This is a genomic window from Pseudomonas bijieensis, from assembly GCF_013347965.1.
Lineage (GTDB): Bacteria > Pseudomonadota > Gammaproteobacteria > Pseudomonadales > Pseudomonadaceae > Aquipseudomonas > Aquipseudomonas bijieensis.
The window spans coordinates 572,164-586,407 of record NZ_CP048810.1 but is presented as its reverse complement, the minus strand read 5'-3'; the positions used below and the strand labels follow the sequence as shown (position 1 = coordinate 586,407).

Genomic DNA, 14,244 nt, shown 5'->3' with positions numbered 1-14,244 from the left:
GCTTCCTCGCCAACCTCTCATCCCACCTTGCCCTCTCCTAAAGCTGCGTCACCGCAGGCCGATACATACAGGACTGCCCATCCGCCTGCTGCAGAAAGTCGCCTTCGTGCAAGGACTCCCCACATGCCCTCATTCCGAACTATTCAGGCTCGCTACACGCTGTTCCTGATTGTATTCATGCTGGTGTTATCCATCCTGACCGTGGTGGGCATCAGTTATCTGGTCGCGCCCAAGTTGCGCCAGACCGAAGAGCAAGTGGCCTTGAACCGCATCGCCGAGGTCGCCGAGCAGATCCAGGGCGAACTGAACAAGGTGCAGGCGCAGCAACGCAGCATCACCCAGACCATCCCGCTGCTGGACAGCGATGCCATCGACAAAGTGTTGCCGGGACTGGTGGATCAGTACGGCGAGTTGAAAGTCTTTGGCGGCGGGATCTGGCCGTTGCCCAACCAGCGGGCCGAGGGACGCAATAAATTCAGCACCTTCTGGCACCGCGACGCGTCCGGCAAACTGGCGGTCAATACCTTCTGGAACAGTGACGCCGCGCCCAATTATTACGAACAACCCTGGCACAAGGGCGGCATGGCCACCCCGCCGGGCAAATGCGCCTGGGCCGCGGCCTATAAAGACGATGCCAGCGCCGAACCACGCACCAACTGCGCCATGGCCATCCAGAAGAACGGCGTGCCTTATGGCGTTTCCACCATCGACGTGACCCTGGGTTTCTTCAATGACCTGGTGGCACGCAAGGAAGCCGACCTGAGCGCCGAGATGCTGATCGTCGAAGGCGACGGCAAGATCATCAGCAACAGTTCGCGCATCAGCGGACCGATCGTACTGAAAAACATCAGTGAACTGGCGGCAACCTCGCCATTCGCCGCCCAGGTCCAGGCTGGCCTGGCCAAGCGCGACCAGCCGCTGCAACGGGTCGAGTTCGACAACAAGGGCGAGGCCAGCACGTTTTTCATGCGCCCTATCGAGGGTTCGCCATGGTTCCTTGCGACCGCATTGCCAACCCGACTGATCACCGCCCAGCGCGACGATGTACTGAGCACACTGAGCCTGCTGCAGATTCCGATGGTGATCCTGCTGGTACTGATGCAGCTTTACGCGATCCGTCAATTGACCCACCGCATGAAGGTCCTCAAGGGCAACATCGACGCCTTGTCCACGGGCGATGCCGACCTGACTCGACGTATCACTATCCGGGCCGAGGATGAACTGGGGGCGATCGGTCATTCAGTCAACCGCTTCATCGCTTACCTGCAAAGCATGATCGGCGAGGTCACCCAGGCCACTGGCGCCATGGCATCGAGCCTGGGCGATCTGCAACGGACCTCCGCCCACACCAGTGAAATCCTGATGCGCCACGCTTCGGAAACCGACCAGACCGTGACCGCCATCACCCAGATGAGCTCCACGGCCGAAAGCGTCGCGCAAAATGCGGCCGAGACCGCAGCGTTCACCCAGCGCGCCAACGAGCATGCCGACCGCTCCCGCGTAGTGGTCGGTGAGGCGTCCAACAGTGTGGTGGCGCTGATCGATGAAGTGGCCAGCGCCACTCGCAAGGTCGAGAGCATGCAACAGGACGCGCAGCGCATCACCGAAATTCTCGGCGTCATCGGCGCCATTGCCGGGCAGACCAACCTGCTGGCTCTCAACGCCGCCATTGAAGCTGCCCGGGCCGGTGAGCAAGGCCGTGGGTTTGCCGTGGTGGCCGACGAAGTACGTGCCCTCGCCGCCCGCACCCAGGCCAGCACCTCGGAAATCAACGAAATGCTGACCCGCCTGACGCAAGGCGTGAGCTCGTCGGTCTCAGCCATGGAAAACACCCAGGCCAGTTGCCAGTCGGCCGCCGATGCCACATCCCGAGTCAACTCCGGGCTGGACGAAATGGCAGGCTCGGTCAGCCAGATCAACAGCCTGAGTACCCAGATCGCCACCGCCGCCGAGCAACAGAGCGCGGTGACCGAGGAGATCAATCGCAGCATGGTGCAGATCCGTCACATGGTGGAAGAACTGGTGGCAGGCGGCCTGGCCAGCGAGGCCAACACCCGGCAACTGCTGGAAGCCAATGCTCGGGTGAATGCGATCATGGGGCGGTTCAAGGTGCGCTGAATCTGCTCCCGCCACAAAACCTGTGGAAGTGAGCCTGCTCGCGATCGCGGTGGGTCAACTGCGGTGATGGCGCCTGTGCTGCCATCATCGCGAGCAGGCTCGCTCCCACAGGGTTCAGTGGTTTCCATTCCTCTGCGAATTGTCTCCCTCTCAACCTGACAATTGTGTAATCCCCGCCTCAGCCCCCTGTCAGCTCACGCTCGCTACTCTGGTATCCTCCCTCCAAACCGTTTGACACGAGACCACCTCCATGGCCCATCCCCTGCACTTGCTCGCCTTGAGCGCCCTGTTCGTCTCCACCCTGGCCCAGGCCGCCGAACCGGTCACCATTGATGTACACCGCGATGCCAATTGCGGTTGCTGCAAAAAGTGGATTTCGCATTTGCAAGAAAACGGCTTCAAGGTCAACGACCATGTCGAAGCCGACATGAGCCTGGTCAAACAGCGCCTGGGCGTGGCGCCGAACCTGCGTTCCTGCCACACCGCCGAGATCAACGGCAAATTCGTCGAAGGCCACGTCCCGGCCGACCAGGTGCTGGCATTGAGCAAGCGCGATGACTTGCTCGGCGTGGCCGCACCGGGCATGCCCATGGGCTCGCCCGGCATGGAAATGGACGGCATGAGCGACGCTTATCAAGTGATCGGCCTGAAAAAAGACGGGACCCAAACCGTGGTGGCGGACTATCCGGCCCACTGATGGGCGAAGCCTACATCGGCCTGTTCCTCGCGGCCTTCGGCGCGGCAACCCTGTTGCCGCTGCAATCCGAGGCGTTGTTGGTCGGCCTGCTGCTCAGCCAGCGCCATGAAGCCTGGCTGTTGCTGGGGGTTGCCACGTTCGGCAATGTCCTGGGTTCACTGGTGAACTGGTGGCTGGGCACGCGCCTGGAGCATTTCAAGGACCGGCGCTGGTTTCCGGTCAGTCCCGCCCACCTGGACAAGGCTCGTGGGCATTACCAACGCTTCGGTCGCTGGTCACTGCTGCTCAGCTGGCTGCCGATCATCGGCGATCCATTGACCCTGGTGGCCGGGGTGATGGGCGAACCGTGGCGGCGCTTCCTGCTGCTCGTGACCCTTGCCAAGGGCCTGCGCTATGGCGTTCTCGCCCTGGCGACACTGGGCTGGATGGACTGAACGTTCGCGTCGTTCGATTGCCTGTGGTTAATGTCGCCATAATCGGGCCGCACCAGGATCGGCGGCGGCCATAAGGAGATTGACCATGTCCCGCATCACCGCGCGCTGGTTGCCCAGCCTGTTCCTCACCGCCGCCCTGCCCCTGCTCGCCCAGGCCGCCAACCCGCCTGAAGGCCCGGCCTACGGTGCGCAGTTGGAGGGCTTCGAATACCCCTACACCCTCAAGCATTTCGCCTTACAGTCCCAGGGCCAGTCGTTACAGATGGGTTACATGGACGTGCCAGCCCAAGGCAAGGTCAATGGCCGCACCGTGGTGCTGATGCACGGCAAGAATTTCTGCGCCGCCACCTGGGGCGATTCGATCAAGACCCTCAGCGAGGCCGGATACCGGGTCATCGCGGCGGACCAGGTCGGCTTCTGCACATCGAGCAAACCTGAGCATTACCAGTACAGCTTCCAGCAATTGGCAAGCAACACCCAGGCCTTGCTCAAGGCCCTCGGTGTGCAGAAAGCCATCATCCTCGGTCATTCCACCGGCGGCATGCTCGCCACCCGTTACGCCTTGCAGTTTCCCGACCAGGTCGAACGCCTGGCGATGGTCAACCCCATCGGCCTGGAAGACTGGAAAGCCTTGGGCGTCCCCTATCGCACTGTGGATCAATGGTACGCGCGGGAACTGAAAGTCACCGCCGAGGGCATTCGCAACTACGAGCGCACGACCTATTACGCAGGCCGCTGGAAGCCTGAGTTCGAGCGTTGGGTAGACATGCTCGCCGGCTTGAACAAAGGCCCGGGGCATCGCCAAGTGGCGTGGAACTCGGCGCTGATCTACGACATGATCTTCACTCAGCCGGTCTATTACGAGTTCAAAGACCTGACCGTACCCACCCTGCTGCTGATCGGCACCTCCGACACCACCGCCATCGGCAGTGACATCGCGCCGCCGGCGGTCAAGGCCAGGCTGGGTCACTACGAGGTGCTGGGCAAACAGGTGGCCGAGCTGATTCCCCGTTCGACTCTGGTGGAGTTCCCCAATCTGGGGCATGCCCCGCAGATGGAAGAGCCGGACCGGTTCCACAAGGCCCTGCTGGGCTGGTTGGACAAACCCATTCCCTGACGAGGTGTTCCATGGCGGTGCAAATAGCAGTCATAGACGATTGGCAAGATGTGGCACGTGGCGTGGTGGATTGGTCGGTGCTGGACCGCATCGGCCAGGTGACGTTTGTCCACGACTATCCCGCCGACCGCGACACCCTCGCCGAGCGCCTGCAGCGCTTCGAAGTAATCTGCGTGATGCGTGAGCGCACCTTGTTCGACGAAGGCCTGCTGCGCCGCCTACCCAATCTCAAGCTGTTGCTCACCGGTGGTATGCGCAATGCCGCCCTGGACCTCAAGGCTGCCGCCGAACTGGGCATCCAGGTGTGCGGGACCGACAGCTACAAGCACGCCACGCCCGAACTGACCTGGGCGCTGATCATGGCCCTGACCCGCAACCTGGTACAGGAAGCCAATGCCCTGCGCGCCGGCCTCTGGCAGCAAGGCTTGGGCGGCGACCTGCACGGCAAGACGCTGGCGATCCTCGGCCTGGGTAGCATCGGTACGCGGGTGGCGCAGTTCGGCCAGGTATTCGGCATGCGGGTGATCGCCTGGAGCCAGAACCTCAGCGCCGAGCGAGCCGCCGAAGTCGGCGTGACCTACGTCAGCAAGCAGGCCTTGTTCGAGCAGGCCGACATTCTTTCGATCCACCTGGTGCTCGGTGAACGCACCCGCGGCCTGGTGGATGCCCAGGCACTGGCCTGGATGAAGCCCGAGGCGCTGCTGGTCAACACCTCACGCGGGCCGATCGTCGATGAAGCCGCCCTGATCGACGCCCTCCAGCACCAGCGCCTGGCTGGCGCCGCCCTGGACGTCTTCGCCCAGGAGCCCTTGCCAGCCGCCCATCCCTTCCGAACCCTGGAAAACGTACTGGCCACGCCTCATGTGGGTTACGTCAGCCGACAGAATTACCAGCGGTTCTATTCCCTGATGATCGAAGACCTGCTGGCATGGGCGGCGGGCACGCCGATTCGGTTGCTGACGCCGACGGGCTAAGCCCCGGCCCCAAATATCCTGGATACCTCTCTGTAGGAGCGGGCTTGCTCGCGAATGCTGTTTGTCAGCCACACATTTGCTGGCTGATACACCGCATTCGCGAGCAAGCCCGCTCCACAGGATAGTGTGCTTCCAGCGCAGACAATAGCCATCAAAACGCCTCCATTCCGCCCGCCCCCCAATGGTGCATCACGCCATTCCATCGCGCACGCCGATGACACAAGGCTGCCCCTTTACACCTTTTTGTTTTCAGGAAACTGCACTTCGTCGGTGCGTATCCCTCTTTGTCGTGTAGGAGATTGCCGACAAAAACCGTGATTGTCGGACAATGCGACGAACCGAGCCGCACCGCTCTAAGTTCTGACCTAGACTGCCTAACCGGGGAGAAAACCGACCGGTCATCCGGACGAAAAAAAGTCGAAACTTTTCGCAACGGCGACAGGTCAGGTTAGAGGTAGGGCAACAGCGACTGGTGCAGTCCTTGCACTGGTCATTGCAACAGCTCCTTCACAGCTGATTCGCTTCGCCGCATTGGGTAGCCGTTCGCTTTCCTTGCGTAGCGCTTGTGCGCCTGGCCGCAGGATTCGGCCAATGAAACAACAGCTCTGGCGCTTGCCGGAAACAGATCGAGAAAATGGGAGATATTTATGATCAGTGCTGCCTTGGAACCACAACAAGTCCGTTCGCAATTACCGCCGGCGGCCGAATCGCCAACGGCACCGGTGCTGGCCACCGGCGGCAAGGCACTGCTCCCCGTCGTTCGACAGAATCCCAACCGCAAGAAAGTATTGTTCGTCACTTCGGAAATCGCCGACCTGGTAAAGACCGGCGGCCTGGGCGACGTCTCCTCCGCATTGCCCCGGGCCATGGCCGGGCTGCATGATGTCCGGGTGCTGATCCCCGGTTATCCGCAAGTGATGAACAGCGGCAATCCGATCCACATCATCGGCGAACTGGGCGGCCACGCAGCACTGCCGCCCTGCAAGATCGGGCGCATGGACATGGCCGACGGCCTGGTGATCTACGTACTGATCTGCCCGGAACTGTTTGCCCGCGAAGGCTCCCCCTACGGCGCCAACAACGGTCGCGACTGGCCCGACAACCACATTCGCTTCGCCCGCCTGGGCCTGGCCGCCGCCGACATCGCCGCCAACCTCGCGCAGATCCACTGGTGCCCGGACCTGGTCCACGCCCACGACTGGCCAGCCGGGCTGGCACCGGCCTACATGCACTGGCGTGGGCAACGCACCCCTACGCTGTTTACCATCCACAACCTGGCCTATCAGGGCGTCGTCAGCCTGGCGTCCTGCCCGGAACTGGGCATCCCCGAGCACGCCCTGCAACAGGAAGGCATGGAGTTCTACGGCAAGCTGTCGTTCCTCAAGGCCGGGATGGCCTACTCCAGCCATATCACCACCGTCAGCGCCACCTACGCCCAGGAAATCACCACCCCGGCGTTCGGTTGCGGGCTCGACGGTTTCCTCGCGGCCAAGACCCAACAAGGCTTGCTCAGCGGCATCCCCAACGGCATCGATGAAAGCTGGGACTCGGCCACCGACACGCATCTGTTCCGCCAGTTCGCCATGGGCGACTGGGAAGGCAAGAGAGTCAACGCAAGCCACGTGCGTGAACTCTTTGGCCTCGATGACTCCACTGGCCCGCTATTCGCGGTGGTTTCGCGCCTGGTCTACCAGAAAGGCCTGGACCTGACCGAAGCGGTCGCCGAGTTCATCGTCGAGTCCGGCGGCCAGATCGCCATCATTGGCCGCGGCGAACCGGAAGAAGAACAGGCCATGCGCGAACTCGCGCTGCGCTTTCCCGGACGCATCGGCGTGCGCATCGGCTTCAACGAAACCGATGCGCGGCGGATGTTCGCCGGCAGCGATTTCCTGCTGATGCCGTCTCGCTACGAGCCCTGCGGCATGAGCCAGATGTACGCCCAACGCTTCGGCTCACTGCCGGTTGCGCGCAATACCGGAGGCCTGGCAGACACTATCGAAGATGGCATCACCGGCTTCCTGTTCGATGAGTCCACCGTGGAAAGCTACAAACAGGCCCTGAGCCGGGCCTTCAAGGTCTTCGAGTTCCCCGACCTGCTCAACGCCATGCGCTGCCGGGCCATGTCGGCGCCGTTCAACTGGTGCAAGGCCGTCGAACCCTACGCCGAACTCTACGAACAGCTGGTGGCTAAGTCACTGGGAAAATCGGCCAGACAATGAGGTAACAATGACGTCAAGGACGCCTGAGACATGGACCCACGGGGCGGTCATGCTGGATGAGGAGCACACCCGCTTCGCCCTTTGGGCCCCGGATGCCTTTTTTGTCAGTGTCGAGCTCGACACTGGAGATTCAATACCGCTACTGCCCCAAGCCGACGGCTGGTTCATGATCCAGACCCGTTGCCCCGCTGGCACCGGCTACCGCTACAACATCGATGGCGAGCTGGAAGTGCCGGACCCAGCCTCTCGCGCCCAGGCCGGCGATATCGATCGCCACAGCGTGGTGGTCGACCCGCATGCCTATTCATGGCGGCACACTCAATGGTCCGGCCGCCCCTGGCACGAAGCCGTGATTTACGAATTGCACGTCGGCGCCCTGGGTGGTTTCAACGGAGTCGAGCAGCATTTGGCACGCCTGGCCGGGCTGGGCGTCACCGCTATCGAGCTGATGCCGCTGGCGCAGTTTCCTGGGGATCGCAATTGGGGCTACGACGGCGTCCTGCCCTACGCACCCCAGGCCTCCTACGGCACACCCGAACAGCTCAAGCATCTGATCGACAGCGCCCACGGCCATGGGTTGTCGGTCATCCTCGATGTGGTCTACAACCACTTCGGCCCCGACGGCAACTACCTGCACCGCTACGCCAAGGGCTTCTTTCGCGAAGACAAGCACACGCCCTGGGGCGCGGCGATTGATTTCCGGCGCCGTGAGGTACGGGACTTTTTCATCGACAACGCGCTCATGTGGCTCCTGGAATACCGTTTCGACGGCTTGCGCCTGGACGCGGTACACGCCATTGAAGACCCGGACTTTCTCCAGGAGCTGGCGGCCAGGGTGCGCGAGCAGGTAGACCCGGTCCGGCATGTCTGGCTGACCGTGGAAAACGAACACAACCAGGCCAGCCTGTTGGAACACGGCTACGACGCCCAGTGGAACGACGACGGGCACAATGCCTTGCACGTGCTGCTGACCGGTGAAACGGACGCTTACTACGCCGACTATGCCGAACAGCCGACGGAACAACTGGCACGTTGCCTCAGCCAGGGGTTCGTCTTCCAGGGCCACATCAATCGCCATGGCGAATCCCGGGGCGAACCCAGTGGGCACCTGCCGCCGAGCGCGTTCGTACTGTTCCTGCAGAACCATGACCAGATCGGCAACCGAGCCCTGGGCGAACGCCTGCATCAGCTCGCCGTGCCCCAGGCACTGCAAGCGGCGACAGCCTTGTTGCTGTTGTCACCGATGATCCCGCTGCTGTTCATGGGCGACGAGGTGGCGGCCGAACAACCGTTCCTGTTCTTTACCAGCCACCACGGCGAGCTGGCAGAACTCGTACGCGAAGGCCGACGCAGCGAGTTCAAGGCCTTCAGTGCCTTTGCCGATCCGCAGAAACGCGAACAGATTCCCGACCCCAACGCGGCCAGCACCTTCGAGGCTTCACGCCCGAGCCTGGAATCGCAAGGCCCGGAGCAACAGGCCCATGAGGCGCTGTATCGACAACTGCTGAAAATTCGCCGTGAAGAAATCGTCCCGCGCCTGCCCGGTGCCCAGGCCCTGGGCGCCGATGTGCTGGGCCGTGGCGCCGTCAGCGCACGCTGGCGGCTGGGCGATGGCAGTGTGTTGCGCATCGACCTGAACCTGAGTGATCAGCCCGTCGCACACAGCGCCCCGGAAGAGGTACGCATTCTTTTCGAACATCCGCAGCCGCTCGAGGGTCTGTTGCAACAGGGCGTTCTTGCGCCCTACAGCGCGCTGGTCAGTCTGACGCAGGCGACAACCTTGCCCAACATCACTGGAGAGCGCCTATGAGCGATGCGCAACTGGAAATCCTCGCCGCAAGAGCAGGCCTGGCGGTGGATTGGATCGATGCCAATGGCCGGGCCCAGAAAGTCTCGCCGGCCGTCTTGCGCTCGGTCCTTACCGGCCTGGGCCACCCAGCCGGCAGCGCCCAGGAAATCGACGCCAGCCTGCTGCAGTTGCAGGAAGCTCAACAGAACCATCAATTGCCACCGCTGATCACCGCCGACGTCGGGGCCAGCCTGGACTTGAGCCGCTACTTCGAGGCGGGGACGCCTTGCGAAATCAAACTCGAAGATGGCGCGACACTGAACCTGAACCTCGATGCCGACGCCAAGCTGCCGGGGATGGTCCCAGTGGGTTATCAGCATGTCAGCATCCAGGACCAGCATTTCACCCTCGCCGTCGCACCGGCCCGTTGCTACAGCGTGGCCGATGCGGTGGACGACCCGACGCCACGGGCCTGGGGCCTGAGCGCACAACTGTATGCCCTCAGGCGTCCCGGTGACGGCGGCTTCGGTGATACCCAAGCCCTGGAGGAACTGGCACGGGTGGCCGGCGAGCGCGGGGCCGAGGCCATTGCCATCAGCCCGATGCATGCCATGTTCAGTAGCGACACCGGGCGCTACAGCCCCTACTCACCGTCGAGCCGACTGTTTCTCAACAGCCTGTACGCGGCGCCGGGGACCATCCTCGGCGAACGCGCCCTGCGCACCGCCATCGACGCCACCGGCCTGACCAATCAACTGCGTACCCTGGAAGAGCAGCCACTGATCGACTGGCCGGTCGCCGCCCAAGCCAAGCAGAAAATTCTGCGCGCCCTTTACGACGGCTTCAGCCAGGGCGAGCATCCGCTGCATGAAGACTTCAGCAGTTTCCGTCACACCAGCGGCGAAGCCCTGGAGAACCATTGCCGCTTCGAGGCCTTGCAGGCCGAACGCGCCGCCCGCGGCGAAAGCCTCGACTGGCGGCAGTGGCCGGAAGAATGGCGCGATCCGCGCAGTACGGCCTTGGGCCATTTTGCCGAAGAAAATGCCGATGAAATCGGCTTCCACGCCTTTTGCCAATGGTTGATCGCTCGCTGCCTGGAACGTGCCCAGAGCGCAGCCAAATCCAGCGGCATGGGCATTGGCCTGATCGCCGACCTGGCGGTGGGTGCCGATGGCGGTGGCAGCCAGGCCTGGAGCCGACAGGACGAACTGCTCGCTTCGCTGACCGTGGGCGCACCGCCCGACATTCTCAACCGCTCCGGCCAAGGCTGGGGGATCTCCGCGTTTTCCCCGGAAGGCCTGGTGCGTAACGGCTTTCGCGCATTCATTGAAATGTTGCGGGCCAACTTCGCCCACGCCGGCGGCTTGCGCATCGATCATGTCATGGGCTTGCAACGGCTCTGGGTGATTCCTAACGACGCCCCACCCTCCGATGGCGCCTACCTGTATTACCCGGTAGACGACCTGCTGCGCCTGCTGGCACTCGAATCCCATCGTCACCAAGCCATTGTGCTCGGCGAAGACCTTGGCACCGTGCCAGATGGCCTGCGGGAAAAACTCAGCGCCCGCTCGATCCTGGGCATGCGCGTGCTGTTGTTCGAACAGGACAACACCCACTTCAAGCCAATCCTCGATTGGCCGGACAATGCCCTGGCAACCACCAGCACCCATGACTTGCCAACGCTCAATGGCTGGTGGCACGGTCACGACATCGACTGGAACGCCCGGCTGGACCTGATCGATTCCCACACCGAAATGGACTGGCGCAAACACCGCGAGCGCGAACGTGAAGGCCTGCGCCAGGTACTGAACCAGGATCCGCAGAACTTTCGCGAGGAACACCGCGAAACCGACCAGGTACTGGATGCCAGCGTGCGCTTCCTCGGCCACACCCGCGCGCCGCTGGTGTTGCTGCCTCTCGAAGACGCCCTGGGCATCGAGGAACAGGCGAACCTGCCGGGCACCATCGACACCCACCCCAATTGGCGCCGCCGCCTGACCCAGCAAAGCCAGGCGTTACTGGATGACCCGGACGCCGCCCGGCGTCTGGAAATACTCGCCTGTGCCAGACTTCAGGCGAACGAGCGTGACCGATGAAGCAGACATTGATCCAACCCCTGCGGGCAACATTGCGCCTGCAGTTTCATAAAGGCTTCACCCTGGACGATGCCATCCCCCAGGTGCCGTACTTCGCCGCGCTGGGCATCAGCCATATCTATGCCTCGCCACTGCTCAAGGCCCGGGCCGGCTCGATGCACGGCTACGATGTCGTCGACCCGACCCTGGTCAACCCCGAGCTTGGCGGCGAAGCAGCGCTCAAGCGCCTGGTCGCAGCCTTGCGCGAGCACCGGATGGGCTTGATCCTCGACATCGTTTCCAATCACATGGCCGTTGGCGGCAATGACAATCCCTGGTGGCTGGATTTGCTCGAATGGGGCCGCCTGAGCCCTTACGGTGAATTCTTCGACATCCAGTGGCACTCCCCGGACCCGCTGATGGAGGGCCAGTTGTTGCTGCCGTTCCTGGGCAGCGACTACGGCGTGGCGTTGCAGGAAGGCACCTTGAAACTGCGCTTCGATGCCGCCCATGGCCGCTTCTATGTCGAGCACTACGAACACCACTTCCCCATTTGCCCGATGTACTACGGCGAACTGCTCAAACCCGCCGAAACCCTGCCCGCCGGGCAAGCCGAGTCGCTCAAATCCCTGGCCGAGCGCTTCACCACGCTCAATTACCAGACCGATGCCCACACCCTCGCCCGCCCACTGCAAGCAGAATTGCAAAGCCTGGCGACAGATAACGGCATCCTGAGCGCCATCGAGGACAACCTGGGCGGCTACGACTCTACCCAGCCCCAGGGCTTCGAACGCCTGCATCAATTGCTGGAGCGCCAAAGCTATCGCCTGGCCAGTTGGCGCACAGCCGCGGACGATATCAATTGGCGGCGTTTTTTCGATGTCAACGAACTGGGCGGGCTGCGGGTCGAGCGTCCGGCGGTATTCGAGGCGACCCATGCCAAGATTTTCGAATTGATCGGTGAAGGATTGGTGGACGGGCTGCGGATCGATCACATCGATGGCCTTGCCGACCCTCGCGGTTACTGCCGCAAATTGCGCAGACGCGTCGATTCGCTTTCGCCGTCGCGGCACCTGCCGATTTTCGTCGAGAAAATCCTTGGCGATGGCGAAACCTTGCGACGGGACTGGAACATCGACGGCAGCACCGGTTACGAGTTCATGAATCAGGTTTCGCTTCTCCAGCATGACCCGGCCGGTGCCGAGCCCCTTGCCGAATTCTGGAGCCGGCACAGTGAGCGACCGGCGCACTTCATTGAAGAAGCGCGCCTGGCCCGCCAACAGATTCTCAATGGTTCCCTGGCCGGCGACTTCGAAAGCGTCGCCCAGGCCCTGCTGCAAGTGGCCCGGGACGATGTGATGACCCGCGACCTGACCCTGGGCGCGATCCGCCGGGCCTTGCAAGAGCTGATCGTGCATTTCCCGGTGTATCGCACCTACATCACGCCCCTGGGGCGGTCGGCCGAAGACGAAGTGTTCTTCAACCAGGCCCTGGAAGGCGCCCGGCAAACCCTCAGCGAAGCTGACTGGCCGGTGCTCGATTGCCTGGCCGGATGGCTCGGTGGGATGCCCTGGCGGCAACGTCCGCGCGGCAGCCAGCGTAAACGCCTGCGCCATGCCTGCGTGCGTTTCCAGCAACTGACCTCGCCAGCCGCCGCCAAAGCCGTGGAAGACACCGCGCTCTATCGCTCGGCAGTGCTGTTGTCGCGCAATGACGTGGGCTATGACACCGAGCGCTTCAGCGCCCCGGCCGAGGTGTTCCACCACGCCTGCCTTGAGCGACTCAAACACTTTCCCGACAACCTGATCACCACCGCCACCCACGACCACAAGCGCGGCGAAGACACCCGTGCCAGGCTGGCCGTACTCAGCGAGCGCGCCGACTGGTATGCCGCCTGCGTGGAGCAATGGCGCATCCTTGCGCCTTCGCTGCACAGCGACCCGTCGGCGCCTTCGGCCGGTGATGAGCTGATTCTGTACCAGGCGCTGCTCGGAAGCTGGCCGCTGGACCTCAACCTGCAGGACCACAAGGCCCTGGCCGACTACAACGAACGCCTGTGGCAATGGCAACGCAAGGCCTTGCGTGAAGCCAAGCTGCAAAGCAGCTGGGCGGCCGTCAACGACGCTTATGAGCAAGCGACGCAGATGTTTCTCGAACGGTTGCTGCTGGGTGATGAGGGGCTGCCGTTGCGCAGCGCCATCGCCGAGGCGGTCCAGGCCATCGCCCCGGCGGGTGCCCTCAATAGTCTGGCGCAAACTTTGCTGCGCATGACCGTACCCGGCGTACCGGACCTGTACCAAGGCAACGAGTTCTGGGACTTCAGCCTGGTTGATCCGGACAACCGCCGACCTGTGGACTTCCAGGCCCGCCGCGAGGCGCTACGGGCCGACAACTCTCCAGCCGCGCTGATACGCGATTGGCGTGACGGGCGAGTCAAACAGGCATTGATCGCCAGGACACTGGCCGTGCGAGCCGAGTATCCGTCGCTATGGCGACAGGGCCGCTACCAGCCGCTGGAAGTGCTCGGCGAACAGGCCCAACGGGTACTGGCCTTCATGCGTGAGGACGGGCAACAACGGGCGATCATTGTCGCGCCTATCCATGCGGCGCACTTGCTGGAAAACAGTGCCGTGCCGCTGGTGGCTGCGTCGGATTGGGGCGATACCCGCGTGTCGTTACCGTTCGCCGCCGAGGAGGAAAAACTGAAGGGACTTTTTTCAAGTGCAACAGTCACACCCCAAAGGGAGCTGCTGATCAGCACCGCACTGGGGGATTTCCCGGTCAATGTCTTTATCCAATCTTGAGTTGAATCAGGAGCACT

The 14,244-nt window shown here is 62.8% G+C and carries 9 protein-coding genes; all 9 read left to right on the top strand.

Annotation, left to right across the window (positions count from 1 at the left end; genetic code table 11):
* Window positions 1–123 precede the first annotated feature (123 nt).
* The 9 genes from GN234_RS02445 (at window position 124) to GN234_RS02405 (ending at window position 14,227) form a co-directional block, all read left to right on the top strand.
* Entirely contained in the window at window positions 124–2,118 is a 1,995-nt protein-coding gene (locus GN234_RS02445) for a methyl-accepting chemotaxis protein (RefSeq protein WP_109754181.1), read from the top strand.
* 250 nt (window positions 2,119–2,368) lie between these two features.
* Window positions 2,369–2,815, top strand: a complete 447-nt coding sequence (locus tag GN234_RS02440; protein WP_109754182.1) for a DUF411 domain-containing protein — start codon at window positions 2,369–2,371, stop codon at window positions 2,813–2,815.
* Window positions 2,815–3,249, top strand: coding sequence for a YqaA family protein (locus GN234_RS02435; protein WP_116832503.1), 435 nt, complete (start codon window positions 2,815–2,817; stop codon window positions 3,247–3,249). Before GN234_RS02440 ends, GN234_RS02435 begins: the two co-directional genes overlap by 1 nt.
* Window positions 3,250–3,334: 85 nt before the next feature.
* Entirely contained in the window at window positions 3,335–4,366 is a 1,032-nt protein-coding gene (locus GN234_RS02430; protein WP_163858514.1) for an alpha/beta fold hydrolase, read from the top strand.
* An 11-nt stretch (window positions 4,367–4,377) separates the two neighbouring features.
* Entirely contained in the window at window positions 4,378–5,340 is a 963-nt protein-coding gene (locus GN234_RS02425) for a D-2-hydroxyacid dehydrogenase family protein (RefSeq protein ID WP_116832505.1), read from the top strand.
* Between the two features lie 647 nt (window positions 5,341–5,987).
* Window positions 5,988–7,559 carry a glycogen synthase GlgA gene (glgA, locus tag GN234_RS02420; protein WP_176687769.1) on the top strand — a complete coding sequence of 524 codons (1,572 nt, stop codon included), beginning with the start codon at window positions 5,988–5,990 and terminating at the stop codon, window positions 7,557–7,559.
* A 7-nt stretch (window positions 7,560–7,566) separates the two neighbouring features.
* Complete coding sequence (gene treZ / locus GN234_RS02415) at window positions 7,567–9,369, top strand: malto-oligosyltrehalose trehalohydrolase (RefSeq protein ID WP_116832506.1); 1,803 nt, start codon at window positions 7,567–7,569, stop codon at window positions 9,367–9,369.
* Entirely contained in the window at window positions 9,366–11,444 is a 2,079-nt protein-coding gene (malQ, locus tag GN234_RS02410) for a 4-alpha-glucanotransferase (RefSeq protein WP_176687768.1), read from the top strand. The genes treZ and malQ overlap by 4 nt, the downstream gene beginning before the upstream one ends.
* Window positions 11,441–14,227: a malto-oligosyltrehalose synthase gene (locus tag GN234_RS02405; protein ID WP_176687767.1), complete on the top strand. Its 2,787-nt coding sequence runs from the start codon at window positions 11,441–11,443 to the stop codon at window positions 14,225–14,227. The genes malQ and GN234_RS02405 overlap by 4 nt, the downstream gene beginning before the upstream one ends.
* Window positions 14,228–14,244: the final 17 nt, after the last annotated feature.